A 26,027-nucleotide genomic window follows, 5' to 3' on the forward strand; every position below is an offset into this window, starting at 1 on the left:
CTCGCCCGAAGGCGTCTCGTCCAACGACGCTTGGCTGTCAGCTGAATGCACATGGCTCTCTTCAGTACGCACCGGACTCACATCGGAAACCGAGTCGGGGCGAGCGGCAGCGGCGGGCACGGTGCTCGACACTACCCTTGCAAACCCCGACCGGCCCGGGTGGCACACACGGGTGCCGTCGCTCAGAGATACTGACCGGTGCCGCCGGTGACCTGGCCGGGTTGACCGCCGCGGGGATCGACGGCATGGATACCGGGCGGCAGTGCACCTTGACGCATCTGCTCCAGTTGTGCCCGCGCCGCCATCTGCTGTGCGAACAGTGCGGTCTGGATGCCGTGGAACAGGCCTTCCAGCCAGCCGACCAGCTGGGCCTGTGCGATGCGCAGCTCGCCGTCGGTGGGGATGGCGTCGTCGGTGAACGGCAGCGTGAGCCGCTCGAGTTCGTCGCGCAATTCGGGGGCGAGGCCCTGCTCGAGCTCTCGGACCGAGGATTTGTGGATCTCGCGAAGTCGGGTCCGGCTGGCATCGTCGAGCGGTGCCGCGCGCACCTCCTCGAGCAGTTGCTTGATCATGGTGCCGATGCGCATGACCTTGGCGGGTTGTTCGACCATGTCGGCGAGCGATTCGCCGGATTCATCATTTTCATCCGATTGGTCGGATTTCTTATCGCTGTCGGTGACCACCTGTGCGGTGAAGGGCGTGTCCGCCCCGGCCTCCACTGGGATTTCCAGCGGCCGGCCGTCGGGTCCGATCACGACGATGGATTCCGGTGCCTCATCCGATTGCGTCATGTTCCCCATCATGTCGCGTCGCACGCGAACGCGCTAAGGCGGAGGTCATCGGAGTCCGTGCCGCGGTGGTGCGCTGGCGTTCTATTCTGTTCGGGTCGTGTGGTTCGGATTTGTTGAAAGTCGGTTGCCATGCTGAGTCCCAGGTTGTTGCGCTCGTGCCTGCTGGTGTCCATCCGCGAGAGAGGGAACGCGGTTACGCAGCCTCGCCCGCTGCCCTTAGAGTGGCCAACATGACTTACGACGTCGCGAGGGTTCGGGGCCTGATACCGTCCCTGGGCGACGGCTGGATCCATCTCGACCCGCAAGCGGGCATGCTGGTCCCGGATTCGGTATCTCGTGCCGTATCAACAGGTTTCCGCATGTCGTCGTTTTCCCATATCGGACGCAACGGCGCCGCCGTGCGCAGCGCCGAGATCCTGTACGCGGCCCGCGAGGCCGTCGCGGATCTGGTCGGCGGTGATCCCGCGGGTGTGGTGCTCGGACCGGACCGAGCGGTCTTGTTGGCCTGGCTGGCGGAATCGCTGAGTTCGCGGCTCGGGCTCGGCACCGGGATCGTATTGTCGCGGCTGGACGATGAGGCAAATGTCGCGCCGTGGTTGCGGATCGCGAATCGCTACGGTGCGCACGTGCGCTGGGCCGAGGTCGAGATCGAGACCTGCGAGATGCCGTCCTGGCAGTTCGAGGAATTGATCGGGCCGACCGCCCGGCTGGTCGCGCTGACCGCCGCGTCGCCGATCGTCGGGTCCGCGCCCGCGGTGCGGGTTGCGGCGGACCGCGTGCACGAGGTGGGCGGTCTGCTGGTCGCCGACGCGTTCGGTGCTTCGCCGTACGCGCTTATTGATATCGACGAACTGAATGCCGACGTGGTCGCGCTGAGCGCCCCGGCCTGGGGTGGCCCGCAGATCGGTGCGCTGGTGTTCCGCGATCCCGCGTTCCTGGATCGCATTCCGTCGATGTCGTTGAACCCGTACGCAAAAGGTGCCGAGCGGCTCGAGGTTGGTGGCCACCAGTACGCCCTGCTCGCCGGGCTGACCACATCGATCGATTTTTTGGCCGGGCTCGACGAGCGGGCCGTCGGCACCCGCCGCGAGCGCTTGGAAATGTCCATCATCTCGCTGCAGGACTATCACGATCAGCTCTTCGAGCACCTGATGGACGTCCTCGACAAGATCCCCAACCTGACCGTCATCGGCCGCGCCTCCACCCGTATCCCGACCGTCAGCTTCACCCTCGGCGGCATGCAGGCCGAAAAGGTCGCCGCCAAACTCGCCGACAACCGCATCGGCACCCTCAGCGGCGTGCACGGCGGCAGCCGACTGCTGGATGCACTCGGCGTCAACGACGAGGGTGGCGCGGTAACCGTCGGCCTGGCTCCGTACACCACGAAATTCGAGATCGACCAGCTCGGCCGCGGCCTCGCCGCCCTGGAGTGATCTCGGCCGAACCTCGTACGGATCCGATTGGCGGGAGCGGACTTTCGAGTCAGAAGTCGCGGACGCGCAGGATGACCTTGCCGAAGGTTTCCGAGGAGTCGAGTAGGCGGTGCGCCTCGGGTGCGTCCTTGATCGGCAGTTCGGCGTGGATGACCGGAACGATGGTGCCGTCGGCGATGAGGGGCCAGACGTGCCTGATCAGCTCGGCGATGATGGTGGCCTTGCTGTGGTTGCCGGTGGCGGGTCTGTTGCGCACGTTGTTCGCGTGCACGCTGCCCCATTTGCCGAGCAGCGCAGCCAGATTCAGCTCACCGTTGACGCCGCCCTGCATGCCGATGACGACCAGGTGGCCGTGCTGCGCCAGCGCCTTCACATTGCGCGGCAGGTAGGCGGCGCCCATGTTGTCGAGGATGATGTCGGCGCCGGGGCCGCCCGCGCCGGACTCCTCGGCACGGATCGCCGCGACGAAATCGTCCTCGCGGTAATTGATCAGCACGCTCGCGCCGAGCTCCTTGCAGCGGTCCAGCTTCTGTTGCGACCCGGCGGTTACCGCGACTCGCGCACCCCGGGTCTTTGCCAACTGGATGGCGTGCGTGCCGATCCCGCTGCCGCCACCGTGGATCAGCACCAGCTGGCCCGCGCGCAGTCCCGCGGTCGTGACGAGGTTCGACCACACCGTTGCGGCCACCTCCGGCAGCCCGGCCGCCGCGCCGAGATCCAATCCCTCGGGCACCGGCAACACCTGTGTAGCGGGCACTACGACGCGTTCGGCATACCCGCCGCCGGAAAGCAGCGCGCACACCCGGTCGCCCACCTGCCAGTCCCGCACACCGTCGCCGACCTCCGCGATCACTCCGGAAACTTCCAAGCCGAGGATGTCGCTCGCACCCGGTGGCGGCGGATAGAAACCCTGCCGCTGCAAGAGATCCGCGCGGTTCACACCGGCCGCGGCGACCTCGATCAGCACCTCCCCATGCCCGGGCACCGAATCGGGCGCCTCGGTCCACTCCATTACCTCGGGGCCGCCGAAACCATTCAGGTTGATAGCTCGCACACGACCCATACTGCCGGTTGCGGAGCCCGGCCGCGCGCGGGACGGTATATCCGCCGCCCTCGGCCACCAATCTCGCGAGCACGCCGCATGAATGGGCCGGACGGACTACCGACCTCCCGTGAGCGGTTTCGTCGACTTCCAGAATGAGATCTACCTGGGTGGATTGGGGCCTTCGATCGGTATCGGATCGTGCCGCGGATGCTGCGCGGCGCCTCCGGGCCAGGGGCCCGCGATCTGGCGGTGGAGGTGCTCGGGACGTGATTGGCCGCGCTGGTGCTGACCGCGCCGGTGGGGGTGCTCGAATTGCCGCACGAGCGCGGCGAGGTGGTCGTCGGCGAGGTCACCAAGGAACTCGGCCTGGGCTGCTGTCGACCGCGGCGTCTTCCACCACCGAGGCTCTTCTACTCCGGCATCCGCACCGGCTCGGACATGCTGATCGCGCTGGCGCTCGGCGCGAAGGCGGTGCTGTACGGGCGGCCGTGGTTCTATGGTCCCGGCATCGCCGGCCACGCCGGAGTGCGCCATGCCCTGCGGCTTCTGCTGTCCGATTTCGACTCGACATTGGGTCTGACCGGGTGCGCGAGGCCCGTCGAATTGAACCGATCGTTCGTCGCGACCGCCCGCGCAGCCGCCCCGCGCGGGGATTTCCCCAGTTCAGCCCAGCTTAGAATGGTGAACGTGCATCCCGAACCGAGCGGTCGCGCGCCCGCTGAGCCGAAGTGGCTTGCCCCGGCGCAGCAGCGCGCATGGCGGGCCTTCATGGACGGCCACCTGCGCCTGATGACGGTGCTGAACCGTCAGCTGCAACAAGATTGCGATCTCAGCGTCGCCGAGTACCGGATCCTCGTGCTCCTCTCCGAGGCGCCCGACCGGTCGCTGCGGATGAGCGAGCTCGCCGACGGTGTGCTGTCGTCTCGAAGCAGGCTGACCCACCAGATCCAGCGCATGGAGGCGCAACAGATGGTGCGCCGCAACACCTGCCTCGAAGACGGCCGCGGCGTCCTCGCCGAACTCACCGACGAGGGCATGCGCCGCCTGGAGTCCGCCGCCCCCGGCCACGTCGAGGCCGTCCGCCGCGACTTCGTCGACCTGCTGACCCCCGGCCAACTGGAGATCATCGGCGAGGTCTTCGCTCGCGTCGACCAGGCAATCGGCGAGCGTGCCGATTAGCGCGTCCGCTACCATCGTGACCCTGGAGACGTGGCAGAGCGGCCGAATGCACTCGCCTTGAAAGCGAGCGTCGCGAGAGCGACCGGGGGTTCAAATCCCTCCGTCTCCGCCGGTTGCGCCGTAGGTCCGGGGTAGTTTTTCGAACTCTCCCGGCCTGCGGTGAGCACGGCTTCCGCTACGCCGCGATGGGGGCGGCAGCGGCCTTCGAACCGGAGCCGCTGATTCCGGCCAACCCGTGCATCGGCACCCGTCTGCCGTCAGCACGTGCGCGCCGAGATAGTATTCCCTGCCGCCGCGATCGCCGCCACCCTGCAGCCCGCCCAGCCCAAACCACCGACACGAGTGCGCAGTCGTTGGCTCAAAGCGGGCCGAGTAATAGGCAAGCGGTGGATCCCGCTCTCGCGCTTCAGTTGTGGGAGATGTCCGAGCGGGTTGCCGGTTCGGCCGAGTAGCGGCTAGTGCTCGGCTTCGGCGAGCCGGGGGTGGAGGCCACCCTCCGTATCGTCCGGCTCCACGCCGACGCCGAACACGCCGCCGGTCAGGGTGCTCACATCGAGTTCGACGATCGCCTGCGCGACCTGCTCGGTGGGCACCAGCGCCGGAAAATTGTTGGGCGCGATGGCATTCGCGCGCACCCCGAACTCCGCGAATTCCTCGGCGATATTCCGGGTCAACTGGTTGAGCGCGGCCTTCGACGCGGAATAGAGCGTCTGCCCCGGGTACACCTCCGAGCCGGAAATGCTGGAGACGTTGACGATGTTCCGGTTCTCCGCGCGGTTCTCCGCCCCCGCGTGCAGCCAGAACCGTTGCGCAAGTCGAGCCGAAAAGCGCAGCGGCACGCCAACATTCAGTGCGAAATGGGGCTCGAACTGCTCCAGCGCGGCATCGCCGTCGACGATCCCGCGTGGCTGCAGCCGGATGTGGGCGGCGTTGTTGACCAGCAGATCGACCCGCCCGTACCGGGCAAGTGCGAGATCGACCACGCGCTCGACCTCGCCGGGCTGGGTGAGATCGGCGCGGACCACGAAGATCCGCGAATCATTCTCCGGTACCGCCTGTTCCGGCTGGAGCGGATCGACGAACCACTCCAGCTGCGACGGCACCGCGGGCGTGTGGGTGCGGCATACCGCGACGATGTCGTACTCGGTGTAATAGGACCGGCAGAAAACGTCGCCCAGCGTGCCGCTCGCGCCCGTGAGCAGGCAGACCCGGCGTTCACCAATAGACAATCTTGTCTCCGCCCCAGCGCCGCACCGCGTCGTCCTTGGTCCGGTGTACCCACATCACCACGTTGTTGCGGTCCTTGGTGTTGTTGCCCGCGAAGGTGTGCCACGTCCGCGGCGTGACTTCGAAGAGGATCAGCGAATTGTCCAGTGGCGGGATGAGGGTCAGCTGCGGCAGCTTCTCGCCCTCGGCGATGTGGTCGTAGAGCGCGGTCTCGCCGCCGTCACCCGGCTGCCAGCCCGGATTGCCGAAATAGAACAGCACCGCCACCGCACGCACCGACTCGCGGGCGACGACACCCGATGCGCGTGCACCGGACTTCGTGTCCACCGTCTCGTCCGGCAGCCGCACCTCGTCGGGAGCAGGAGGCTCGCCGGGAAACCAGGCGGGATTGAGGTCGTTGTGCGGCCAACCGTACGGGGCGCCCGGCGTGTGGTGATGGACCGATCCCTCGATATCACCGGTCGCGGTGACTCCCGCGATCCCCGCGACGAGGTCGTGCCATTCCCGGGAGGCGAACACCGCGAGCGGGCCGTCTCGCAGATCGGCGAGGCGCACCCCGTCGGCGCTGTAATCCGCCGCGACCTTCCCGAACAATCCGGGGCGTTCGCGCTGGATCCGCCCCAGCTCGTCGGTCATCCGCTGATAGAACTCGGGCACGAACACGTCACGGGCATACACGTGCGGGAACGGCTGACTGCGGCGTATCCAGCGCCGATGGGCGAACAGATCCGTGAACCACGGCGGCACCGCGGGCGCCTCTAGTACCGACTCGGTTGTCACCGTCACTCCCTCCCGGTCGAACACTCGCGATCATATTGCCCGCCTCCGGCTCGCGGCGGTGGGTGTTCGCGTGCGCGGCCGGAGGGGTGAGTCGACCGCTGCGACAGCACGGTTCAAATCCCTCCGTCTCCGAGCTCATCCGCCTCCCTGGTACTCAGCGGACCTGCTGAGTGCCCAGGCAGGCGCGTTGTCTACGTGCGGCGGACGAAGTTCGGGCGGATGTCCATGTCCGGCGGGTCGTAGTACCGGTGGAAGGTGGGGGTCAGGCCCGAGGAGATCGGGGGGTTTACCCAGGTCCAGTCGGTGGGGCAGGTGCGGCCCGCGGCTTCTTCGCGTTTGACGTGGTCGCAGAATTGTTTGGCTACGGTGTGGTGGTCGACGATGTAGACGCCGGACTTACGGAAGCTGTAGAGGACGGCGCGGTTCAGTTCGACGAGGGCTCGGTCGCGCCAGAGGGTACGTTCGGTGCCGGTGTCCAGGCCCATCATGTCGGCGATCAGCGGGAGCATGTTGTAGCGGTTGGTGTCGCTGAGGTTGCGGGCGCCGATCTCGGCGCCCATGTACCAGCCGTTGAACGGGGCGAACGGGTAGGTGATGCCGCCGACCTCCAGGTTCATATTCGAAACCACGGGCAGCGCATGCCATTTCAGGCCGAGCCCCGCGAACCAGTCGAAGTCGGGATGCTCGAGTTCGACCTCGCGGGCCAGTTCGGGCGGAATGTCGAACCAGCGGATCGGCTCGTCCGGCGTGCTGATGAGTAGCGGCAGGATGTCGAACGGCGAACCCGTTCCGCGCCAGCCGAGCTTCATCGCGAACTCGGTGATCGCGACATTGGCCGCGTCGCCGGTGACACTGCCGTCGCCATTGCCATACCCCGCGTAGCGGATCAATTGTGGGCTGACGATACGGAATTCGCGGCCGTCGGGCTGGCGCGGCGGGCCGACGGTGATCATCGACTGGATGGCGCCGCCGTTGGTGGCCATGTGCAGATGCTGCCAGCACACCTCGGCGAGTTCCCTGGCCGAGCGCAGCCGCCTGGCGTCGAGCAGTTTGAGTGAGCGCCAATGCTTTCGACCGACGCAGCGGGCATGATTGCGCCACGCGAGCTTCGCTCCGATCAAGATTTCCTCGGCGGTCTGCACGTAGCCGCCGGTCTCTTCGAGCTGCTCCAGCGCCGAGCGGCGGCGGTGTGACGAGAGGTGCGCCAGCTCGGGGAGACGAAAGAATTCGTCGCAATCATGCATTCGCCGACGTAGGTCTAGGCTGAAAGGCTTTGTGTCGGAAGTAGATTCGAGGGCAGTTTCGAGCGACGGTACGGGTAGGACTTGGTTCACAGTTTTCTCCGGTCGGGCATCAGGTACTGCGGCCAAACAGACAGACATCTTTCGAGCAGAGAATTCGCGCATGCGGGCGCGGCCGATACCGATCATGGCGGGCGGGCCACGAGATAGCCGTCTTGTTGCCGTGGCTGCCGGAGTGCGGTGGTGATCGAAAGGGGCTGCCGAGCGGGCTTTCGGGTCGTCGCACCCACGCACGGCGCCGCGACCTCGATGCCGGTGTTTGCTGTCGGTGATCATGCCCGTCCCGTTCGACGCCTGAAAAGGCCCGTGTAGCAGCGTAAGGCCGGTGTGCTGGTCGTGTGCCTAGATTCGATGTAATGCCTGTTCGGATCGCCGAGGACCAACCGGTGTGCCGGTGCGGCGGTACGGTTGATCGGTTCGGATCGTCCAGCAGTGAGGGTTTGGCTCGTGCGCGGTGTCGTGGGTATTGCGGTTGCTGTCGTCGCGCTTCATGTCCTCGGGTAGGGGACATTGCTGCTGTTCGTGGTGCCGGGGCAGCACGTGGTACAGGGGGCGGTGTTCGGCGTCGGACTCGGTCTCACCGCGTACGCATTGGGGATGCGGCATGCCTTCGAGGCCGACCGCATCGCCGCGATCGACAACACGACGCGAAAGTTGGTGGCGCAGGACAGCGGTCGGGGATCATCGCCTGGATCGGGAACCTCGATTTGGGTGATCTCGGTTACATCGTGGTCGGTCTATTCGTGGTGACGTGGGCGATCGCGGTAGCGGTGTGGCGCTTCGCCGGAGTGGAACGCCGCTGGCAGGGCACGCTGGCTACCGACTAGGAAATGAAAGTTTAGCCTGTCACAAATACCGGCCGTTAGGTATCGCAACCGCTTTGACCTGAGCGTTTCTGGCAGTATGGCTGTCATGCTGTCTCGGCGCGGGGTCCGTCGTTGGGTTTCCAGCGTCATGGTGAGCGTCGCACTGATATCGGGTGCGGCGGCAGTCGGTGCACCGCAAGGATGGGCGACGCCACCGGCCGACACTGGATCATCGGATGGTCCGAGCCCGGCCGAGCCGACCACACCGCCCGCGGCGAAACCCACCATCGACCGCATCGAACCGATCACCGATCGCTGGCTACGGGTGTTCGTGCACTCGCCCGCGATGAGCCGCTCGGTCGAGGTGCAGGTGCTGCTGCCGCGCGACCAGAGCCATCCGCGCCCGACGGTGTACATGCTCGACGGCCGCAGCGCGAACCCGACCAGCAACAACTGGACCGAACTCGGGCACGCCGACCAATTCTTCGAAGACAAAGACGTCAATGTGGTGCTCACGGTGGGCGGCCCGGCCAGCTTCTATACCGACTGGCAGCAGCCGGATCCGGTGCTCGGCACCAACATGTGGGAGACCTTTCTGGCCCGCGAACTGCCGCCGCTGATCGACGCGAAGTTCGACGGCAACGGCCGCAACGCGGTCGTCGGCGTCTCCATGGGCGCCGAGGCCGCCATGATGCTCGCCTTCCGGCACCCGAAGCTGTACACGGCGGTCGCGGCGCACAGCGGATGTTTTTCCATGGGAACCGATCTGGGACAGGCGCAGGCCCGTGCGGTGGTGGCCACCTACAGCGGCGAGCCCGACAACATGTTCGGCCCACAGAACGATCCCGCCTGGCTCGACCATGACGTAATAGTGCACGCGGAAGCCTTGCGCGGCAAGGCAATCTACCTGTCGGTCGGCAGCGGTCTACCCGGCAAGTACGACAGACCCGACAACCCGGACCTGGTCAGCACCATCGGATTCGGGGGTGCGCTCGAGGCCGCCGCCAATGCCTGCACGCACCGGCTCGCCGATCGGCTCATCACCCTGGGCATTCCGGTGACCGCGCACTTCCGGCTGACCGGAACCCACTCGTGGCCCTACTGGAGCGACGAGCTGGCCCGGTCCTGGCCGACGATCTCGCGGGCGCTCGGCGTCGCTTAGCCGAACCGCGCCACCACGGCCGGATCAGTGGCGAAGCGCAGGAACTGATCGTTTTCGTGCGGATCGCCGATGGTCACCCGCACACCGTCGGTGCCGTACGGACGCACCAGCACACCCGCTTCCGCGCTCGCCTCACCGAACTCGGCGCCGCGCGCGCCCAGCGGCAGCCAGACGAAGTTCGTCTCGCTCGGCGGCACCCGGTAACCGGCGGCGAGCAGCGCGTCACGGATCCGGCCGCGTTCGATGATGAGGTCGTCGGTCCGATCCAGCAATTCGTGCCGCGCCTCCAGCGAGGCGATCGCTGCGGCCTGCGCGACCTGGTTCACGCTGAACGGGATGTGCACTTTCATCAGCGCGGTGATCACGGCCGGATCGCCGACGGCGTACCCGGCGCGCAGGCCGGCCAAGCCGTAGGCCTTGGAGAAGGTGCGCAGCACAACGACATTGGGTCGGCTGCGGCCGAACTCCACGCCGTCCGGGCGCTCCTGCGGGGTCAGCCGCATGTACTCGTAGTAGGCCTCGTCGAGCACGATCAGCACGTGCTCGGGGATCGAGTCGAGGAAACGCGTCAGCTCGGCCTTGCCGACCGCGGTGCCGGTCGGGTTGTTCGGGTTGCAGACGAAGATCAGCTTGGTGTGCTCGGTGACCGCGGCCGCCATCGCGTCCAGATCGTGCACCAGGTCCGGGGTGAGCGGCGCCTGCACGATGGTCGCGTTGCCGACCTGGGTGACGATCGGATACGCCTCGAACGAGCGCCAGGCGAACAGCACCTCGTCGGTCGGCGCGGAGCAGGTGATCTGCACCAGCTCCTGACACAGTGCGACGCTGCCGCAGCCAACCGCGACGTTCGCCACGGAGACGCCGAGAAAGTCCGCGAGCGCCGCACGTAGCTCGCTGGCCTGATTGTCCGGATACCGGTTGGCCAGTTCGGCGGCCTCGGCGATCGCCTTGGCGGCGGCCGGCAGCGGACCGAAGGTCGTCTCATTGCTTGCCAGCTTGACGGCGCCTGGATGGCTGCGGCCGGGGGTGTACGCCGGGATAGAATCAAGGTCCGGCCGGATCTGCACGCTCACACTCCTACCCTAGGCCCGGTACCAGAAAATCTGTGGGCAAGGGCCGCTGACGTGCAATTTCTCGCGAAGATAACGAAGTCGCCATATTCTGGTTCCATGTCGGGCATATATGACGATATTGCGCCGCTGCGCGGTGGCGACGACATGAATTCCGACCGAGACGCGGAATCGTCGCAGGAGGATCGGCCACAAGCCGACAACAAATATGTGCCCATCACCGTGGCCGAGCCGGAGGGCAACGCGCGCGGCGGGATCGTGGTGCTGCACGAATCCAGGGAGTTCACCGGCACATTGCTGGACCTGATGGGCGCCCTGGCGACCGAGGGCTGGACGGTGGTCGCGCCCAATCTGTTCCATCGGGTGACCGGCGATCCGGCCGCCGGGGTGTTCGGCGACCAACTCTTCGAGGACTTCGACGCCTGCTTCGACTGGCTGACCCGCCGCGGCGTGTTCCCCGACTGCATCGGCGTGCTCGGCTTCGACCACGCGGGCACCGCGGCCTTTCTGGTCGCCACCAATCGCCCGATCGGCGCGGCGGTGAGCGTGGCCGCGTCCGGGATCGTCGAACCGCTCACCGACCAGGCCGACGCCCTGGTGCACGCGGCCCCGAACCTGCAGGCGCCGTGGCTCGGCCTCTTCGGCACCGACGACCCCGCCACCCCGCCCGCACACGTCGACCAACTCCGCGACGCCACCGCCCGCGCCTTGGCGGCGAGCCTCGTCGTGAGCTATCCCGGCCTGCATCACCGGGCCGACCACCCCGGCGCCGACGACGACTTCGACTTCGTCGACTCACAAACCAGGATCTTCGACTGGTTCGACAGCAATTTACGCTGACAACCAGGCGTTTTGCGATCTCGACCGCGGCTACTGTAACCTTGCTGCTCGGCGGTTCGAAAGGACCGGTGCCCTCGAAGAGAAGGCTCCAGGAGGCGTGCCAGAGCGGCCGAATGGGACTCACTGCTAATGAGTTGTCCCTTCACGGGGACCGGAGGTTCAAATCCTCTCGCCTCCGCCACACCCGGGTAAAACCGGGCAACAACTGAATAACCATGCGCCCGTAGCTCAACGGATAGAGCATCTGACTACGGATCAGAAGGTTGGGAGTTCGAATCTCTCCGGGCGCACAGAAGTTGGCCCCCGGCCTGCGTAAGCAGTTCGGGGGCCAACTGGCGTTCACGATCATCTGCAACAGATCCAGTACTTTGCCCTTACAAACCAGTCGTTACTTTCCCTCGGCGAATCGGTCGAGGGTGCTCCGAACGTCCGGCCCCTGGGTCTGCCGCTGAAGGTAGTGCTGCTCGGTGGTCGACAACTTCGCGTGCGAAAGCTGAGCCTGCGCCTGGGCCGGACCGAGGTCGTCGCGGACCAACGTCGCCACCGTCCGCCGGAAGCTGTACGGCGTCACCCATCGCAGCTCATCAGGCAGAGCAGCCCGCAGCGACCGACGCAGGTTCGCCAAACTCATCCATCCGCCGTCACGGTTGGCGAAGACCGGGCCGTCCGCATCGGTGGGATTGCCGAACAACCTGGTCAGCGCATCCACCGCCAACTTCGGAAGAACGACCGTGTGATCCGGAGCACCACCCTTGCGTTCGTCCTGACGGTGCACGCCCTTGCCGGTCACCTTGCCGTGGTCCAACGCCGTGCCAGCAGTCGTCATCGTCGGTGGATCAGCCAGCAAGTCGACATCGGACCAGCGCAGCCCAAGCACCTCATTTGGTCGGCATCCCGTCGACGCCATCACGTCGATGAACTCCAAGAGCAACCGGCCCGGACGTGGCCCACTCACCCCAGGCCGATTGCGGTACGCCTGTACTGCCGAACGAACCGTCGCGAACTCCTCCGGCGTCAATGCCCGCGCTGGTGCAGCCTTGCTGGACTTACGGGTCACCTCCCGAATGGGATTTACCGTGAGCACGTCATACCGAACAGCCGTCGCGAACATCCCGATCAGCACCACACGCAGCGTCCGGGCGCGCGAGGTAGGCAACGTCCCTATATATCGTTCGGCGCGGCTCGTCGGGAGCTCCCGCACCCGCAGCGCCCCGAGCTGGGATGCACCGTGCTTGTCCCACACCCGGCGGTACTCGTCGCGCGACTGCCCTTTGAGGTTTTCCTTCAGTGAAATCCATACCTCGAACAGCTCCGACAACGAGGTTCGTTCACTTACCACAGCACCCACGGTGGGCGTGGTTCGCTTTTTCAGGTGCCGCAGCAGTGCCCGCCGCGCATCCTCTTCGCTTGAACCGCTCCGCTCCACCTGCCGGCGACGCCCGTCCTCGTCCCGGATGTATGTCGATGCGGTGAACCGGCCCGGCCCCGACTTCCTGACCGTGATCTTGCCCCACTCACCAGGGGTCATACGCTGTCTAGGCACAGGTTCACGCCGCCTGATCGAGCCCGGCGATGTAGTCAGCGACAGCCTGTTCTGTCACGAACCGTCGTCGACCGATCTTTACCGAGCGCAGTTCACCCGATCCGATGAGCTCGTAGTACTTGCTGTGTCCGACCGGAATGCGCTCCCGGACCTCCTGCTCGGTGAGCAATCGCGCCATCTCCCCTGTTCCCTTCTATGCCGCTTGTGGGATTGCCGAAGTTTCTTGCGCCCCAGGTGGACCGGCAGCCAACTGGGCTCTCAGGTACTCCGCCCGCCACACCGTGCGCTGCGAGATCGCGGCCATGATCAGGTGCTCACGCAGCGGTCTGGACTGATCACCAGGTTCGACCGGGGTGACCCTCAGGTGTGAGGTGTCCGGTTTGACGATCCCGACATCGGCGAGCAACTGCCGAACGAAATCGGCACGATCGGCCTTGTGATCGGGCAGCGTCTTCCCGCTCCAGCGACGCGACACCAGCACCCGCCGACCGGGAAGGCCAAGGGTGTCCCGCCTATGGGCTTTGCCCTTGCAGCGGCCGGCAACGGTTTTGTCGGTGGCGCCCTTGGGGACGATGCCGTAGCGCAACCAGACCGCGCATTTCGGTGAGCACGGGGTGTGCTTGAGCTCGGCGTGCAACCGGTCGTAGTGGGTGGCTGTGCGGACCGAGTCGGTTTCGAGGACTTCGCTGATGCTCTTGGTGAGGTACTTGGTGGCGTAGCCGATCGCCCGGTCGGCGTCCTTGCCGGGGATGTGGCCGCGGACGTCGCCGGGGTCCATGCGTGCCCCGAACTGGACTGTGTAGGCCGGTTTCAGGTCATCGACGGTGTCGAGGATGTCCAGGGCCTCATCCCAGCCCGACAACGCCTGTTTGGTGTCGGGGTCGACGAAGGTCATGGCTTGGTGATCCCAGACCGGCATCCGGTCCCCGGAGTACACCTCGTTGTCGGGGTCGAAGTGCGGCCACCACACTTGGTGGTAGGTAGCCGCGGTGACCAGTTTCAGGATGTCGCGCGGGATCGCGGTGCGCAGCAGCACATGAAAGTGCGGGGCACCCCGTTTCTGGGGCTCCACGGCCGCGAAGTACTGCACGTCATAGCCGACAGCGCGGCGAAGGTTTTGGATCCATCGGTCGAACAACGCCGAGCAGAACACGATATCTCGTGCGGCACTGGGATAGTCGTACTCGTCGGGGCGACGTGGGGAACCATCCGAGCACGGCTGACCGGTCTTCTTGTCGATGGCGCCATCAGGGTTGATCGCACCGTAGGACGGCATGGTCAGGGTGACCATCATCGACGGCCGGTACTTGCCGCCGTAGACGCGCCCGATCGTGTTACGGGCAACCTTCTTGCGCGGCAGGTCCGGCACGTCCTGACGGCGTTTGGTGGAGCGGGCACGCCGCTTGGCCGGTTTCGGGTCCAGCGACGGCAGTGGGCCACGCAGACCGCAGGCACGCAACTCCTGATCGAGGTCGGTGACGATCTCGCGGATAGCGGCCATCAGATCCTGGTCGCCGTCGTCTTTGGCTTCCTGGTATTGGACGGCGAGATCAGCTCGGGCGGTGAGTAATTCGGTTTGCCACTGGGTAGGTTCGCGTGTCTGGGCGACCGGTTCGGTCTCGGCGTGCCAACCTTCCCGGCATTGGGTGATCCGCAGATACCGGGCCTTGTCGGCACATGGCTTGCACACCGATGCGATGGTGGCTTTGCACGGTGACCCGACATAGGACACGGTCCCGCTCTTGGGATCTTCTACTCGCATCGTGACCGGGCGAACGCAGACCCCGAACTTCTCGGCCGCAGCTACCGCCACTTCGTAGAGGTTGGGCAGGGCGCGACGATCAGCAGCGCTTTCCCGGATCTTGGGTTCTTCGATAGTGGTCTCGTTCATCAGGCAGCGTCCTTAGTCCAGCGGCCACCGTCGATACGGGGCAGCTCGATCGTTTCGGCGAGGGAATCGGCATGACGGAAAACCAGTTCCACCAGCGCGGGGCCGACGATCGAGATCCGGCATTCCAGGGCGCCGAACCCGTGGGCGAGGTGTTCGACCCGGTTTTCCCAGTCATCCGGGCAATGACCTTCCAGCATCCGCACCCGAAGCCGATCGACCGTGTCACCGATAGCGACCGACACCAGCCGCGGGACGAGGGTGTTTTCGTCGCGAATGATGCTCAGGTGGCAGGCATCCATGAGCCGAGCCCAGCGACGGCGATACCTAAACCACGCCAGGAACCGGGTGCGTGCCCGCGAGGTGATCCACCGCTCGAAGGTCTGGCGACTCCTGCGGCGCCACAGCACCATCCCCGCGATGGACACCCCGACCACCACGACAGCCGCAGGCCAGCCGATCAGGAACCCGGCAGCTACCGCCAGGGCGATCGGGACGGACACCATGGGGAATAGCGCTGCCCACCAGGCGAGCACGCCGACGCCGATCAGGGCCCACCACACCGTGTTGAGGACGGCCAGGCCGATCAGGTCGAACGGGTCGTGGCGGGTGGTTGTGGTGTTGGTCATCGGGGTTGCCTCTCTGCGGGCAGGTCGAACAGGGCCAGTTGTTCTGGTTTGGTGCGACGGGTTTTGCCACGGTTGGACTTGATCCCTGCCGATGCCGCGACGACGACCGGGTTCGGTTGACGGCGTGCGGGTTTCGGGTCGCCTCGATCGGTCATGCCGCCACCTCGTGACCGAGCGCTTCCGCGACCGCGGATACCAGGTCCCGAGCCGCAGGTGGGGTGACAGCGTTACCGGCTTGGCGGACCTGTTCACGACGGTTACCGAGGATCACGTATTTCTGGTCGAACGCCATGGCGCGAGCGATCTCGGAGGGTTCGAGCATCCGGAACTCGCAGTCCTGGACCACCGGCGCCACTGTCGCCAGCGCGTGGTGGTTCCCGGCCGCCGCGATCGTGTCCAACGGGTCGGAGACCGGTTTCGCGGTGTTGTGATTACGCAGCGGGACCACGAACGCATACCGGTCGTGGGTGGTCATCGTGCCGTGCGGATCATCCACCGGGCGCGCGGTGCCGTTGCCGTAATAGGGCACCAACAAAGCGGTTTCGCTGCGCGTGGTCATCGTGCGCACCGGAGCCGACACCGGGCGTGCGAACACACCCACACGGCCCTCCACCGGCACGAGCAACGCATCCGTCTCCCGGGTGGTGCGCGTCGACATCGGTGCAGCCACCGGCGCCGCCTCATCCCGCCACGTGCCACCAGAGGGCACCAGCAGTGCGCCACCCAGCTTCGTCAGCCCGGTTTGGATGCGTTGCATGGTTTTGTCCGCCAACGGTTTACGGCGATCCCCGATCCGTTCACCACGAAGCGTCCAGTCGATCGCGCAGGAGGCGGGCAGCCACGCCGGTTCCACGATGGAGTTGCGGCAAGCGACCTGCGGGCAGCGCCAGGAATATTGGGCGCGGTAGCGGCCCCACCGGCGACGTGGGTTCTTCCAGCCCTGCACCGCGGTCACTTCCCGGTCGCAGTGGCCGCACCAGGCTTGCGGGCGGGTCCAGCGCTCTAGGTCCGGAGCACGGTCACCGGCACGCCAGCACACCACATACATCCGATCGCGCGACTGCGGCGCCGGGAGACCAGCGGCTTGGGCGTGCATGCTGTTGAGGTAGACCACGTGATGGCGGTAGCCGAGCAGATCCAGCGCTTGCAGCCACGCCGGCCACATCACCCACTTGGCGGCATCCACCACGTTCTCGACGATGATCGCCCGGTAGCGGTGGTGTTCGGCGAAGCGCACCACATCCCACATCGTCGCGCGGGATCGTTCGGCGGCTTCATCGGGCAGGATCTCACCGAACAGGTCCGGGGTCGAGTCGATGTTGCGGGCACGACCGCGAGCGACACTGTGATTGGTGCATGACGGGCTGGCCCACAACACATCCGTGCGGGGAAACAGCCGCGGGTCGACCTGCGAGAGGTCAGCGCACGCGTGGTCGGTCTTCGGATGGTTGGTGTTGTGGGTTTCCACCGCCAGCCGCCAATGATTGGCCGCCATCCGGACTTCCACCCCGGGGACTTCGGACGCGCCGGTGCTGGAACCGCCTGCACCGCAAAACAAATCGGTCACCGTCAACGTCACCGTCTCCACCCCTTCGCGTGTTCGGCCCGGACGCATGCGCCGATGTAGCGCGGCGTGGCCACGAGACGTTCCTGCTCGTCGTGCAGGGCATGCCCTGCGAGCTGATCCAGCGCATCATCCAAATCACTCGCCAACTCTCGGTTGCGAACCGCCAGTTCGGCATTGGCGTGCGCGAGCCGGTCACGCTCGGCGGTGACGATGGCCAACTGTTCCTCCAGCCACGCGGCGCGCATGTTCGAGTCGACCAGTCCAATCGTGGTCATGCCACCCAGTCCTCTCCACCGTCCAGGCCGTCATCCCAGCCGGGGACATCGCCGGTCTCGACCAGCAGATGCACCGCGACCGAGACCGGATCCAAGCCGCAGCGTTCGTAATGGCAGCGGCGCCGCGAACGGATATCGACAACAGCATCGATGTCTTCGTCTTCCAGGCGACCAGCCAACGTGGTACGGAAACGACGAATGCTCATGGAAGGACCTCGATTTCAGGGACGCCGCACACCATGCAGGTGCGGCAACGAGTGGAAGTGCCCAGCGGCCACACGGTGGTCTGCCAGGCTTCGGGGAAGTGGTGGCCGTGCTCGGCGCACCGGGCGGTGGCCAGGCAGCCGTCACACAGCACCCGGTCGCCGTCATACCGCCAGCCCACGCCGGCGCTACGGGTGTTGATGTAGGAGACGGCCTGGTGGGTGGAGTCGAAGCAGATCGACTCGGCTTCGTTCTCGCTGTAGATGTCGCCGCAACCGTCGCAGTAGACGACGACATGCGTCTCGGTCACGAACCCTCGCTTCATGCCGCCACCGACCCGTCTTCGTCGCCGAGGTCATCAGGGTCGAAGCCGCTGTAATCCTCAGTCGGACCGGTGATTTCAGGGGCCGGGGAGTAGGCATCCACAATCGCGTCGGTGTCGTCGTCGGAGACGTAGAACGCGCGCACCCGCACGAACTCGGTGGTGCCGTCCTCCCCGACATAGCCGACACCCGGTGTGCGGGCGCTGATCTCGTCGCAGCGTGCACCACGATCCCTAGCGCCCTGGCCGTGGACCATCGCGTTCTGGGTCGGCTCATCCAACCGGAGACCGATCCGGACCGGGAACAATTGCCGGTTAGGCATCGTCTCCTTCGACGGGTCCTGCAACGCGGCCACCACCGACACCGCCGCCGCACGGCCCTGAGACAGCAACAGACCGGTCAGACGCCGGAACTCCTGCTGTTCATCCCGGCTGGCATACGACGACAGCGACGCGGCCTCATCGATGATGATCAGGACCAGCGGCTCATCGGTACTCGGGACGATCTTGCGGATACCAACCGTTCGCATCCGGGCCAGCCGCTCGCGCATCGTCTTCTCGGCTTCGCGCAGCATCGCCAAAATGGTGTCGGTGTCGGTGGCGAAACGGACGAACAGTCGATCCTCACCACGCCCGAACTCCGCGCCACCCTTCGGGTCTGCCAGCCACACATCCACCAACCCGGCTTTGATCGCTGGACCGAGAGCGGCGAGCAGCGACCACAACACGCTGCCCTTACCGCTACCCGTAGCACCGGCGAGCAGGATGTGCGCGTACAGCACCCGAAGCCGCCAGGTGTCGAAGTCCTCAGTCACCCCGACCGGGACCGCTTCCAGGTCCACCTCGCCAGAAAACAGACCCGACAACGTTGCTGTGTCGGCGAGGGTGTCGAAGACACGCAGATCCAGACGGACGAAGCCAGGATCGACCGACGAGACGATCACTGACGCGACACCCAGGTACTGGGCGAGGGCATCGCGGGTGTTGTCGTTGGTCCAGTCCTTGAGCGACTGACCACCCAACATCTGCACCTGCACCGACATCCCGAACGCGGTGTAGGTGGCCGAAACGACATTCGGGAAACCGACCTGCCACGATCCGAGACCCAGAGCGGGCCACATCACTGACAGTTGCGCCGGATCGGTCACCACGAACACCGCGGTCCGAAGCTCCAGCGCAGCCGCAGCCGCGTGATCTTGCGGCGTCGGTGAGTTACCGGCACCGATGCGCCGCCACTGCCACATCAGCCCCGACGTCACGGCCACACCAGCAGTGACCAGAGCAGCAGTCACAGACATCACGCCACCCCCGCACCGGTATCGGAGCGCTTACCCAACTCGCAGAACAGGCGGCAGCCGCCGGAATTCGCAGGCGGAGCAGGCTTTTCGTCACAGAACATCACGCACGCGTCCGGAGACGGACGGCGCTGCTGGTCCTCGCAGAACATCACACACTCACTGGTGGAGGATTCGGGCGTAGCCACAGCAGCCGGAGCCACAGCCACAATCAACGAGGCGAGCGCTACCCCAACCGGCAGCATCAACGACTTCGACATCACGCCACCGCCTTCAACAGATCGACGCGATACTCGGCGTTTTCCTGCTCGACCACGGCCTCACCGTGCACGTACAGGGCCTCACCCAGCGCGGCCATCAGCGCCTGGGCATCCTCGATGCTCAGCGTCATCCGAACGTCGCCCATGGACACATACACGGTCGCCCGGATCGGGCACGCGTACTCGTCCCCTTCGCCGAAGCGGTGCACCCTGGCGGGCTGGTACTGCGCCCTGTGAAACTCGAAATTGGTTGTGGCAGTGACGAACGACATCACACACTCCTGACAGGAACAGCGATCGGCAGCGCTTCTTGCACCGGTCGCACGGGATGAATAGGTCGAACCGGTGCCGTGACCGGTCGTCGAGGTTTCACCGGCACCTGTGCCGGACGAACCGGAGCCGAGGCCACCGGCGCGGGAGAAGCCGCGGGCACCTCCACCGGTTCTTCGGCCACCTCGTCCACCACCGCAACCGGTACGGACACTGCGGGAGCCGAATTGTGTTGTGCCGCACGCAGAAGCACAGCCAGACCATGCGTATCCGCGAGCAGCGATATCGGGGCGATAGCGGCCACCACCGCCGACAGCACCGCTGAAGCCCACGCCGGCAGCACCATTCCGGAGACCACCGCGTGCAGGCAGTTGCCCGCGATCGACACCGCCGCGCCGATGATCAGCAGCCGGACGAAATACAGGCGATCGGGGCTGTTGGCCAGCACCAGCGTGCCCAAGGTCGCCAACAGGATCGTGCCGTCGATGACGACCGGAAGCAGCCACGCATCACCAACCGGGATGTGCGCGAGCACGGCCAGGTCTTTCAACGTGGCGAAGGACAACCGGAACGCCGCAACCCCTACGCCGACGATCGTCACGACCGCGAACACACGAACGAGCAGCATGCTCGCGGTCGCCACGCTGAACCTCATGACTACGCAGCCTTAGCCGGACGGGCCGCACCCGGATCAGCCGCAGGCACCTTGGCACCGGAGGTGTCACCCTTGATCCCGGTCGCCCGGAACTTGTAGGTGACATACGAGAAGTTCTTGTCACCCGAACCCTGGCGCACGACGACCGGTTCGGCGGTCAAGCCCTCCAACTCGATCATCCGCATCCCGGTCCCCTTGATGATCTCCTCGTTCTGAGGCACCGGCTGATGGGTGGCCACAAAGATGATCTGGAACGACGCCCGCTGCGCCTTACCGTCGCTGCCCTCATGCGGGTCGGTCACCGACGCAGCCCACAACGGGAACCCGGTGCCGTTGCCTTCCTTGTCGAAGTCGAAGACACCCTCAGCCAGCGCACGCGGATCCGGGTTGTACTTCGTCATCTGCGAGATCTCACCCAGCAGCAGCAAGCCCTGCGGGAACGCGTCCTTGAACTCGATCGGGAATCGGTAGCCCCTCTTAATCGCCATGTTCTGCCCCTTACGGCTTGCGGAATATGTTTCGGTATGTTTCCTAGGTTACTATCCTCATCACTAGTTGTCTACACTTTCCTAGGAAACCCGATCCAGGACCATCCTGCACAGCCTGGGTAGACTTGCCGTGTGTCGAAACAGCTGATGGACCCCGACGATCTGCGGCCCGTGTACTTGCGGATCGCGGAAGCGCTCCGCAGCGCCTACACGCCAGGTCAACGACTTCCCTCCACTCCCAAGCTTGCCGAGGAATGGGGCGTCGCGAAGGAGACCATTCGAGCGGCCATCGACGTGCTTCGCTCGGAAGGCTTGGTCGTGTCCTGGCAAGGCCGAGGTACCTTCTACCGTGTCCCCGCCGACACTGATGCGGAGCCCGCCGACGACATCATCGATCGGCTTGACACGATCATGACTCGGCTCGACGACTTCGAGACTCGCTTGTCCGCGCTGGAGCACTCTCCAAAACGCGAAGCCTCTCAGTAAGCCCCTCCAGCCGGGCCGCTACGATCGCTAAGCGATCCTCGATCTGCGCCCGGTTCTCACTGCTGATTTGCATAGATACAGGCAACCGCAGCTGCCTATTCGGCCGGACCATGTGAACGCCCATGCGAACCCTCGCGGAACCATGCGGGACCTTTTCAGAGGTGCCGCGCCGCGTATCATCAGCCGGGAGAACGAACTGACGGTCTCGGAAGAGGGTGGACCACGATGGCCGAGCCGAACAACGCTCTTGCAGCGCTGATCACTGAATCCGGTATGTCTTGGGCAGGACTTGCCAAGCGCGTCAACGATCTTGGCGCGAACGAAGGTCAAGCACTGCGCTACGACTACACCGCTGTAGGCCGATGGGTGAAGCAAGGGCAGAAGCCGCGGGGCATCACTCCGACTCTGATCTGTCGGGTGCTATCCGAACGACTCGGTCGTACAGTTCGGCCCCATGACATCGGCATGGAAGGAATGGACTCTTTGGCAGCGAGAGGGCTTGAGTACTCGCCAGACCCTGAGACCACGTTGGACACTATCCGGGATCTGGGCGCGGCCTATAGTACCGGCATGTTCAACGCTCCATTCATCCTGGCAGCGCTTGCAGCTCCCAGCCGAGATTGGCTCCTAGCCACGTTCAAGGAGCTGGACTCGGAGCGTGGCCCCAGGGCGATTGGAATGCAGCAGGTAGCCGGAATCCGCAACATGTTCGGCCTCTTTCAGGAGATGGACGTCATGCGCGGCGGTGGACACGCCCGCACAGCGCTGATCAGCTATATGAACAGCACCGTCATTCCGCTCATCCGTCGCGAACATCAGCCCGATGTCCAAACAGCCCTCTACGATGCCGCCGCTGAGCAGGCGTACCTCATCGGCTGGATGGCCTACGACGACGGTGAACACGGCCTAGCGCAGCGGTATCTCATTCAGGCACTTCGCCTGTCGCAGGCAGCTGACAACCAGGTTCTTGGCGCCCACGTTTTGGCCGGCATGTCCGACCAGGCCAACCTACTGGGTCATTCGTATGAGGCTGTGGCCCTGGCACGCGCTGGACTTCATGGGATCACGCCATCCGATTCTGCTGCCTGCTACGCCGACCTTGGCATTCTCGAAGCTCGTGCCCTTGCACGCCTAGGAGATGCACGAGCTGCCACAAAAGCACTTACCCGCGCAGAATCGACCTTCAGCACGATCGACCACGACAGCGAACCCGAATGGGCACGGTTCATCGATCGGGCCTACTTCTATGGCGAAGCTGCACAGTGCTTCCGCGATCTCCAGCAGCCCGCCGAGATCGATCATTTCGCCGACCTCTCGATTCAGGAATGCCGCGAACAACGCCGTGCGCGCCGTGGTGGCCTGAGCCAAGCTGCCGTAGCCATGGCTCACCTCCAGCGCAATGACATCGACGCGGCCGCAGAGAACGCGAAAGTCGTTGTCCGACTCACGGCATCAGTTAACTCGTCTCGCTGCCTAGAAGCAGTGACCGACTTGCAGCGGAGTCTGAAGCCCTACGCCTCAGTGCAAGGAGTCCAGGACTTTAACCACGAGGCATCGCAGTTGCTCGGCCTGGTCGCCTAATCTCCCCCGTTCGATGTAAAGTAACGACTATCACGCAAGTGATGCTGGGCGGTGGGACGCCGTTGCGACCGACGCCCCACCTGATGGGTTACCTAGCCCGCAACCAGCGGACCAGCATGAGCGCCCCGGCGATCACGGCAGCTGTCATCAACACGATGCCGTAGTCGACCGGGGCCTTGCTCATTTTCCGGCGATGTTTCGCCAAACCCACCACCTCCCTCCTGGGCGCGATGTCTGGACCATGTCCACCGCCCCGCGGATAGAGGTGTCACCACACTACGACAGGCCACCGACGAGAATCGTTGGAACGCAGCCGGTTCCACAACCCAGGCAGTGGCCAAGGACGATGCCCGATCAGGCTTCATGAGCTACGCCGTTCCGGCTTCCGTCACGCCAACCGTTCGACGGTTGTTGCCGAATTCAGCCATACAGGTACAAGAGCGCCTGCGGCGGCGCTACGCGCCGCCGCCGCGCTACGACGCGCAACGCTCCCTACGCATGCTCCGGCCGCGGCGCGTCGGCACGTCGGCGACGCGTTGCGCCTCCAATGTCACTTCAGGACACTGTGGCTCACTTTTGCGATAACCGAGGAAGTGTGGGCACGACGTGAGCCGTACCCGACCTACCTCCCGCAGCCGATCACGAATCGGCTGGCCTCTGCCCAGTCGACTGGCTGTGGTCACCATGCCCCAAGCCAGCACACGACGAACGGCACGATCCGAGATGGAGTCCGCGGGTAGGTCCCTGCCTCCTCATGGCCCCATGATCTCGCTCTACTCGGACGGGTCAAGAGCGCCTACGGCGTCGGCAAGCCGATGGCGCACGCGCCACCCTTGACACGACCTCCCTTCGCTGAGGGACGGCCAGTATGAGGAAGCAGGGGAAGGGAAGTCGCCGGGGCGGGCAGTCGGTTCGGGTCGGTGATGTGTCCGCGCCACAAAATGGCTCGGGTGACACCAGCGCCCTGGCTATGCTCCATGCATGGAGTGGGAGGAACGCCTCGGGCGAACTGAGGTGCTGCCGGCGATTGTTCGTCGCGCGCTTGCCGAAGTCGAGGGGTGTATGAAGGGTGGCGCTTACGCGATGGCCACTGTTGCCGCGCGCCGCGGTTTGGAGGCGCTCTGCCGCGATCAAGGTGCTACGTCAGGAACACTCGAAAAGCGCCTGATAGCGCTACAAGGCGATGGCAAGATCGACGGTCGCCTCGTGGATTGGGCCACTCACCTTCGCCACATCGGCAACGAGGGCGCACACGATCTCGATTTCGACCCTGACCGTGACGAGGCTTTTGATTCCCAAGCTCTGCTCGAAGGTGTCGTCAGGTATGTGTACATCGACCAAGCCCGCTACGAAGACGCTAAGCGTCGCTGGGAGTATCGCCGCCTTCCTCCCCTCGAGGTGACCTATGAGGTCATCACGTATCAAACCGGGTGCCAGGAGCTAAGTATCCTGAAACCGCAGGCAGCGATCGACGCGCAGAATGACAACCGCCTCCGCGCCATCGGCACATGGACCCACCACAAGATCTCGCCCACGAATTCAGGCGTTGGTATCAAGACTGCGATCAAGCCTGATATCGAGGACGCCGTCTGGGCATCCTGCCGCGCGACCGCAGTTGAGTGGTTTCAAGGTCGGAACTTTCGGATCGGCGAGTGGAAGAAAGTCGTTCCCTCCAAACAACGGCGGGAATGTTTGGACATCGTGCACGCTGACGATTCCCCCTTCTAAAAGACCAGGGAAACTCCAGCGCAATACCGCCGGTCTCGTCCGCAGTCCGTCCGCAGCACAAGTCACCGACACCCACGAGGGTAGTACTCCTCGATGTACCGGCCGACGACATCACGGGTCCATCGAAGCCATTTCAGCCGGTCGTCGTGAGAAAGCGGCAGAGCTTCACCATGTCGCCGCGGCGTCGCCAGCTCTGTCAATGGATCCATCTCGGCCTTGGAAGTACGCAGAGCGGCGTGCATGCGTTCCCACGACCGTCCGGGTTTACCTTCGTCCTCGGGGTAGACAAACTCTTGTCGTAGGCACTCGATCGCTCGGTAACAGTAGAAGGCTGTGTCGATCGTGAGCCGAAGTGCCATTCGCATGTCGGCGAGCGCGTGGCGTACGTTGGCGTTCTCGTTCGACGCAGCTAAGTACTTTCCGAGCGACTCGCCATCGACACGGTCCCCCTCGACGCGGGCGAACGCGGGCAGTGAGGTTAGTCCGCCGACGATGGCATTGGCGTCTGCCCTTCCAGTTGTCATCTCAAGCTCAAGCGATGCGGCCAAGACAAACCCCAGCGAGTCCAGTACTGCCTGCACCACTGCCTCTACCTCGTACCAGATCGGGTTAAGCCAGACACTGTCGTCTTCGCCGCTACCGAGCTGGTGGCTATCGCTGAAGGTGACGCGCACGTTGAACACGGAATTGACGAAAAACACCTCAATCACGCGTTCACCGTCGTTCATCGTGGCCGGGCGATCGAGGCGCCAGGACCCAGCTTGCGGATGGATGAGGCCTGTAAAGAACAGATCGTGTTGATGACTCGTCATGCCCGCGTCTTCCTCGCCGCTTTCCATCTGAGTCGAACTCTATTAGCTCTACTCCGACACGGCGTGCCACCAGTCAACATGTCACCCGTTGTCACCGAGTTGTCATAAGTCACCCGGACCGCCCCGGACACGACAAGACTCCCACGGAGGCGTTTCGGCACCTCACGTAGGAGCGCGTACGCCCGCGAGACCAGCGCGGACACAACGTATTCGACTTGAAAGCGAGCGCCCCAACCGTGGCCGGCCTTCTCGACCGATCTAGTACTTTCCCCGTACAAACGTGCCCGTACAGACGCGAACTCCGAGGGACTTACGGGAGTACATCGAGCCGAGAACCGTTGTGCCACAGCAGCAATCGCGTACTCCGGCAGACAGTGCCGGACGGACGAA

At 65.0% G+C, this 26,027-nt stretch carries 29 protein-coding genes, 3 tRNA genes and 1 pseudogene; 12 read left to right on the top strand and 21 right to left on the bottom strand.

The window, feature by feature from the left end; genetic code table 11:
- Nucleotides 1-182: 182 nt before the first annotated feature.
- Nucleotides 183-791 carry a bacterial proteasome activator family protein gene (locus ACV7NQ_RS17355; protein ID WP_463360628.1) on the bottom strand — a complete coding sequence of 203 codons (609 nt, stop codon included), beginning with the start codon at nucleotides 789-791 and terminating at the stop codon, nucleotides 183-185.
- 230 nt (nucleotides 792-1,021) lie between these two features.
- Here ACV7NQ_RS17355 and ACV7NQ_RS17360 point away from each other — a divergent pair, with 230 nt between their 5' ends.
- Nucleotides 1,022-2,224, top strand: a complete 1,203-nt coding sequence (locus tag ACV7NQ_RS17360; protein ID WP_463360629.1) for a cysteine desulfurase-like protein — start codon at nucleotides 1,022-1,024, stop codon at nucleotides 2,222-2,224.
- Nucleotides 2,225-2,273: 49 nt separating this feature from the next.
- Here the strand turns inward: ACV7NQ_RS17360 and ACV7NQ_RS17365 are convergent, their stop codons facing one another.
- A complete protein-coding gene (locus ACV7NQ_RS17365) occupies nucleotides 2,274-3,278 on the bottom strand; it encodes an NAD(P)H-quinone oxidoreductase (RefSeq protein ID WP_463360630.1) in 1,005 nt (334 codons plus the stop codon).
- Nucleotides 3,279-3,602: 324 nt separating this feature from the next.
- Between ACV7NQ_RS17365 and ACV7NQ_RS17370 the strand changes: the two are divergent.
- From ACV7NQ_RS17370 to ACV7NQ_RS17380, 3 genes and pseudogenes are all read left to right on the top strand, one after another.
- A pseudogene (locus ACV7NQ_RS17370) lies at nucleotides 3,603-3,881 on the top strand (alpha-hydroxy-acid oxidizing protein); the annotation flags it as partial.
- A gap of 66 nt (nucleotides 3,882-3,947) precedes the next feature.
- A complete protein-coding gene (locus ACV7NQ_RS17375) occupies nucleotides 3,948-4,448 on the top strand; it encodes a MarR family winged helix-turn-helix transcriptional regulator (protein WP_463365708.1) in 501 nt (166 codons plus the stop codon).
- A gap of 24 nt (nucleotides 4,449-4,472) precedes the next feature.
- Nucleotides 4,473-4,557 (top strand) — tRNA-Ser (locus ACV7NQ_RS17380).
- Between the two features lie 346 nt (nucleotides 4,558-4,903).
- On the opposite strand, the gene ACV7NQ_RS17385 is transcribed toward ACV7NQ_RS17380, so the two are convergent.
- The 3 genes from ACV7NQ_RS17385 to ACV7NQ_RS17395 all read right to left on the bottom strand — a co-directional run bounded on the left by ACV7NQ_RS17385 (nucleotide 4,904) and on the right by ACV7NQ_RS17395 (nucleotide 7,699).
- Nucleotides 4,904-5,677 (bottom strand): SDR family NAD(P)-dependent oxidoreductase, encoded by a 774-nt coding sequence (locus ACV7NQ_RS17385; protein ID WP_463360631.1) that lies wholly within the window; start codon nucleotides 5,675-5,677, stop codon nucleotides 4,904-4,906.
- Nucleotides 5,664-6,455 carry a 2OG-Fe(II) oxygenase family protein gene (locus ACV7NQ_RS17390; RefSeq protein WP_463360632.1) on the bottom strand — a complete coding sequence of 264 codons (792 nt, stop codon included), beginning with the start codon at nucleotides 6,453-6,455 and terminating at the stop codon, nucleotides 5,664-5,666. Before ACV7NQ_RS17390 ends, ACV7NQ_RS17385 begins: the two co-directional genes overlap by 14 nt.
- Nucleotides 6,456-6,646: 191 nt before the next feature.
- Nucleotides 6,647-7,699: a nitric oxide synthase oxygenase gene (locus ACV7NQ_RS17395; RefSeq protein WP_463360633.1), complete on the bottom strand. Its 1,053-nt coding sequence runs from the start codon at nucleotides 7,697-7,699 to the stop codon at nucleotides 6,647-6,649.
- A gap of 612 nt (nucleotides 7,700-8,311) precedes the next feature.
- Here ACV7NQ_RS17395 and ACV7NQ_RS17400 point away from each other — a divergent pair.
- On the top strand, nucleotides 8,312-8,506 hold the full coding sequence (locus ACV7NQ_RS17400; protein ID WP_463365709.1) for a HoxN/HupN/NixA family nickel/cobalt transporter: 195 nt from the start codon (nucleotides 8,312-8,314) through the stop codon (nucleotides 8,504-8,506).
- A 162-nt stretch (nucleotides 8,507-8,668) separates the two neighbouring features.
- Nucleotides 8,669-9,724: an alpha/beta hydrolase gene (locus tag ACV7NQ_RS17405; RefSeq protein ID WP_463360634.1), complete on the top strand. Its 1,056-nt coding sequence runs from the start codon at nucleotides 8,669-8,671 to the stop codon at nucleotides 9,722-9,724.
- Here the strand turns inward: ACV7NQ_RS17405 and hisC are convergent.
- Nucleotides 9,721-10,797, bottom strand: coding sequence for a histidinol-phosphate transaminase (hisC, locus tag ACV7NQ_RS17410; RefSeq protein WP_463360635.1), 1,077 nt, complete (start codon nucleotides 10,795-10,797; stop codon nucleotides 9,721-9,723). The genes ACV7NQ_RS17405 and hisC overlap by 4 nt on opposite strands.
- A 96-nt stretch (nucleotides 10,798-10,893) precedes the next feature.
- On the opposite strand from hisC, the gene ACV7NQ_RS17415 reads away from it, so the two are divergent.
- From ACV7NQ_RS17415 to ACV7NQ_RS17425, 3 genes are all read left to right on the top strand, one after another.
- The gene (locus ACV7NQ_RS17415; protein WP_463360636.1) at nucleotides 10,894-11,634 is read left to right on the top strand and encodes a dienelactone hydrolase family protein; all 741 of its coding nucleotides are present in this window, start codon (nucleotides 10,894-10,896) and stop codon (nucleotides 11,632-11,634) included.
- Between the two features lie 91 nt (nucleotides 11,635-11,725).
- Nucleotides 11,726-11,815 (top strand) — tRNA-Ser (locus ACV7NQ_RS17420).
- 36 nt (nucleotides 11,816-11,851) lie between these two features.
- Nucleotides 11,852-11,924, top strand: a tRNA-Arg gene (locus ACV7NQ_RS17425).
- 98 nt (nucleotides 11,925-12,022) lie between these two features.
- On the opposite strand, the gene ACV7NQ_RS17430 is transcribed toward ACV7NQ_RS17425, so the two are convergent.
- From ACV7NQ_RS17430 to ACV7NQ_RS17495, 14 genes are read right to left on the bottom strand one after another with little or no spacing between them, the layout of a single operon-like run.
- On the bottom strand, nucleotides 12,023-13,177 hold the full coding sequence (locus tag ACV7NQ_RS17430; RefSeq protein WP_463360637.1) for a tyrosine-type recombinase/integrase: 1,155 nt from the start codon (nucleotides 13,175-13,177) through the stop codon (nucleotides 12,023-12,025).
- A 4-nt stretch (nucleotides 13,178-13,181) separates the two neighbouring features.
- On the bottom strand, nucleotides 13,182-13,355 hold the full coding sequence (locus tag ACV7NQ_RS17435; protein ID WP_463360638.1) for a helix-turn-helix domain-containing protein: 174 nt from the start codon (nucleotides 13,353-13,355) through the stop codon (nucleotides 13,182-13,184).
- Between the two features lie 15 nt (nucleotides 13,356-13,370).
- The gene (locus ACV7NQ_RS17440) at nucleotides 13,371-15,068 is read right to left on the bottom strand and encodes a replication initiator (protein WP_463360639.1); all 1,698 of its coding nucleotides are present in this window, start codon (nucleotides 15,066-15,068) and stop codon (nucleotides 13,371-13,373) included.
- On the bottom strand, nucleotides 15,068-15,694 hold the full coding sequence (locus tag ACV7NQ_RS17445) for a hypothetical protein (RefSeq protein WP_463360640.1): 627 nt from the start codon (nucleotides 15,692-15,694) through the stop codon (nucleotides 15,068-15,070). The genes ACV7NQ_RS17440 and ACV7NQ_RS17445 overlap by 1 nt, the downstream gene beginning before the upstream one ends.
- Nucleotides 15,691-15,849, bottom strand: coding sequence for a hypothetical protein (locus ACV7NQ_RS17450; protein WP_463360641.1), 159 nt, complete (start codon nucleotides 15,847-15,849; stop codon nucleotides 15,691-15,693). The genes ACV7NQ_RS17445 and ACV7NQ_RS17450 overlap by 4 nt, the downstream gene beginning before the upstream one ends.
- Entirely contained in the window at nucleotides 15,846-17,273 is a 1,428-nt protein-coding gene (locus tag ACV7NQ_RS17455; protein ID WP_463360642.1) for a DNA cytosine methyltransferase, read from the bottom strand. Before ACV7NQ_RS17455 ends, ACV7NQ_RS17450 begins: the two co-directional genes overlap by 4 nt.
- Nucleotides 17,270-17,536 (bottom strand): hypothetical protein, encoded by a 267-nt coding sequence (locus ACV7NQ_RS17460; protein WP_463360643.1) that lies wholly within the window; start codon nucleotides 17,534-17,536, stop codon nucleotides 17,270-17,272. Before ACV7NQ_RS17460 ends, ACV7NQ_RS17455 begins: the two co-directional genes overlap by 4 nt.
- Entirely contained in the window at nucleotides 17,533-17,742 is a 210-nt protein-coding gene (locus ACV7NQ_RS17465; protein ID WP_463360644.1) for a hypothetical protein, read from the bottom strand. The genes ACV7NQ_RS17460 and ACV7NQ_RS17465 overlap by 4 nt, the downstream gene beginning before the upstream one ends.
- Nucleotides 17,739-18,050 (bottom strand): hypothetical protein, encoded by a 312-nt coding sequence (locus ACV7NQ_RS17470; protein ID WP_463360645.1) that lies wholly within the window; start codon nucleotides 18,048-18,050, stop codon nucleotides 17,739-17,741. Before ACV7NQ_RS17470 ends, ACV7NQ_RS17465 begins: the two co-directional genes overlap by 4 nt.
- Nucleotides 18,051-18,061: 11 nt before the next feature.
- A complete protein-coding gene (locus ACV7NQ_RS17475; RefSeq protein ID WP_463360646.1) occupies nucleotides 18,062-19,360 on the bottom strand; it encodes an FtsK/SpoIIIE domain-containing protein in 1,299 nt (432 codons plus the stop codon).
- Complete coding sequence (locus ACV7NQ_RS17480) at nucleotides 19,360-19,617, bottom strand: hypothetical protein (RefSeq protein WP_463360647.1); 258 nt, start codon at nucleotides 19,615-19,617, stop codon at nucleotides 19,360-19,362. The genes ACV7NQ_RS17475 and ACV7NQ_RS17480 overlap by 1 nt, the downstream gene beginning before the upstream one ends.
- Complete coding sequence (locus tag ACV7NQ_RS17485; protein ID WP_463360648.1) at nucleotides 19,617-19,889, bottom strand: hypothetical protein; 273 nt, start codon at nucleotides 19,887-19,889, stop codon at nucleotides 19,617-19,619. Before ACV7NQ_RS17485 ends, ACV7NQ_RS17480 begins: the two co-directional genes overlap by 1 nt.
- On the bottom strand, nucleotides 19,889-20,542 hold the full coding sequence (locus ACV7NQ_RS17490) for a DUF2637 domain-containing protein (RefSeq protein WP_463360649.1): 654 nt from the start codon (nucleotides 20,540-20,542) through the stop codon (nucleotides 19,889-19,891). Before ACV7NQ_RS17490 ends, ACV7NQ_RS17485 begins: the two co-directional genes overlap by 1 nt.
- A 2-nt stretch (nucleotides 20,543-20,544) precedes the next feature.
- On the bottom strand, nucleotides 20,545-21,030 hold the full coding sequence (locus ACV7NQ_RS17495) for a hypothetical protein (RefSeq protein WP_463360650.1): 486 nt from the start codon (nucleotides 21,028-21,030) through the stop codon (nucleotides 20,545-20,547).
- 132 nt (nucleotides 21,031-21,162) lie between these two features.
- Here ACV7NQ_RS17495 and ACV7NQ_RS17500 point away from each other — a divergent pair, with 132 nt between their 5' ends.
- From ACV7NQ_RS17500 to ACV7NQ_RS17510, 3 genes are all read left to right on the top strand, one after another.
- Nucleotides 21,163-21,516, top strand: coding sequence for a winged helix-turn-helix domain-containing protein (locus ACV7NQ_RS17500; protein ID WP_463360651.1), 354 nt, complete (start codon nucleotides 21,163-21,165; stop codon nucleotides 21,514-21,516).
- Between the two features lie 225 nt (nucleotides 21,517-21,741).
- Nucleotides 21,742-23,097, top strand: coding sequence for a hypothetical protein (locus ACV7NQ_RS17505; protein ID WP_463360652.1), 1,356 nt, complete (start codon nucleotides 21,742-21,744; stop codon nucleotides 23,095-23,097).
- 981 nt (nucleotides 23,098-24,078) lie between these two features.
- Complete coding sequence (locus ACV7NQ_RS17510; protein WP_463360653.1) at nucleotides 24,079-24,825, top strand: DUF4145 domain-containing protein; 747 nt, start codon at nucleotides 24,079-24,081, stop codon at nucleotides 24,823-24,825.
- 62 nt (nucleotides 24,826-24,887) lie between these two features.
- Here the strand turns inward: ACV7NQ_RS17510 and ACV7NQ_RS17515 are convergent, their stop codons facing one another.
- On the bottom strand, nucleotides 24,888-25,664 hold the full coding sequence (locus ACV7NQ_RS17515) for a hypothetical protein (RefSeq protein WP_463360654.1): 777 nt from the start codon (nucleotides 25,662-25,664) through the stop codon (nucleotides 24,888-24,890).
- Nucleotides 25,665-26,027: the final 363 nt, after the last annotated feature.

This window comes from Nocardia sp. Tas62D01 (assembly GCF_055232035.1).

Bases quoted from the DNA above. Each gene is read 5' to 3' on its own strand.
- ACV7NQ_RS17465 (WP_463360644.1), bottom strand. From the start codon at position 17,742: ATGAGCATTCGTCGTTTCCGTACCACGTTGGCTGGTCGCCTGGAAGAC.
- ACV7NQ_RS17450 (WP_463360641.1), bottom strand. From the start codon at position 15,849: ATGACCGATCGAGGCGACCCGAAACCCGCACGCCGTCAACCGAACCCG.
- ACV7NQ_RS17395 (WP_463360633.1), bottom strand. From the start codon at position 7,699: ATGCATGATTGCGACGAATTCTTTCGTCTCCCCGAGCTGGCGCACCTC.
- ACV7NQ_RS17405 (WP_463360634.1), top strand. From the start codon at position 8,669: ATGCTGTCTCGGCGCGGGGTCCGTCGTTGGGTTTCCAGCGTCATGGTG.
- ACV7NQ_RS17510 (WP_463360653.1), top strand. From the start codon at position 24,079: ATGGAGTGGGAGGAACGCCTCGGGCGAACTGAGGTGCTGCCGGCGATT.
- ACV7NQ_RS17505 (WP_463360652.1), top strand. From the start codon at position 21,742: ATGGCCGAGCCGAACAACGCTCTTGCAGCGCTGATCACTGAATCCGGT.
- ACV7NQ_RS17495 (WP_463360650.1), bottom strand. From the start codon at position 21,030: ATGGCGATTAAGAGGGGCTACCGATTCCCGATCGAGTTCAAGGACGCG.
- ACV7NQ_RS17445 (WP_463360640.1), bottom strand. From the start codon at position 15,694: ATGACCAACACCACAACCACCCGCCACGACCCGTTCGACCTGATCGGC.
- ACV7NQ_RS17440 (WP_463360639.1), bottom strand. From the start codon at position 15,068: ATGAACGAGACCACTATCGAAGAACCCAAGATCCGGGAAAGCGCTGCT.
- ACV7NQ_RS17490 (WP_463360649.1), bottom strand. From the start codon at position 20,542: ATGAGGTTCAGCGTGGCGACCGCGAGCATGCTGCTCGTTCGTGTGTTC.
- ACV7NQ_RS17415 (WP_463360636.1), top strand. From the start codon at position 10,894: ATGTCGGGCATATATGACGATATTGCGCCGCTGCGCGGTGGCGACGAC.
- ACV7NQ_RS17435 (WP_463360638.1), bottom strand. From the start codon at position 13,355: ATGGCGCGATTGCTCACCGAGCAGGAGGTCCGGGAGCGCATTCCGGTC.
- ACV7NQ_RS17485 (WP_463360648.1), bottom strand. From the start codon at position 19,889: ATGTCGTTCGTCACTGCCACAACCAATTTCGAGTTTCACAGGGCGCAG.
- ACV7NQ_RS17355 (WP_463360628.1), bottom strand. From the start codon at position 791: ATGACGCAATCGGATGAGGCACCGGAATCCATCGTCGTGATCGGACCC.
- ACV7NQ_RS17375 (WP_463365708.1), top strand. From the start codon at position 3,948: ATGGTGAACGTGCATCCCGAACCGAGCGGTCGCGCGCCCGCTGAGCCG.
- ACV7NQ_RS17475 (WP_463360646.1), bottom strand. From the start codon at position 19,360: ATGTCTGTGACTGCTGCTCTGGTCACTGCTGGTGTGGCCGTGACGTCG.
- ACV7NQ_RS17360 (WP_463360629.1), top strand. From the start codon at position 1,022: ATGACTTACGACGTCGCGAGGGTTCGGGGCCTGATACCGTCCCTGGGC.
- ACV7NQ_RS17515 (WP_463360654.1), bottom strand. From the start codon at position 25,664: ATGGAAAGCGGCGAGGAAGACGCGGGCATGACGAGTCATCAACACGAT.
- ACV7NQ_RS17480 (WP_463360647.1), bottom strand. From the start codon at position 19,617: ATGTCGAAGTCGTTGATGCTGCCGGTTGGGGTAGCGCTCGCCTCGTTG.
- ACV7NQ_RS17460 (WP_463360643.1), bottom strand. From the start codon at position 17,536: ATGACCACGATTGGACTGGTCGACTCGAACATGCGCGCCGCGTGGCTG.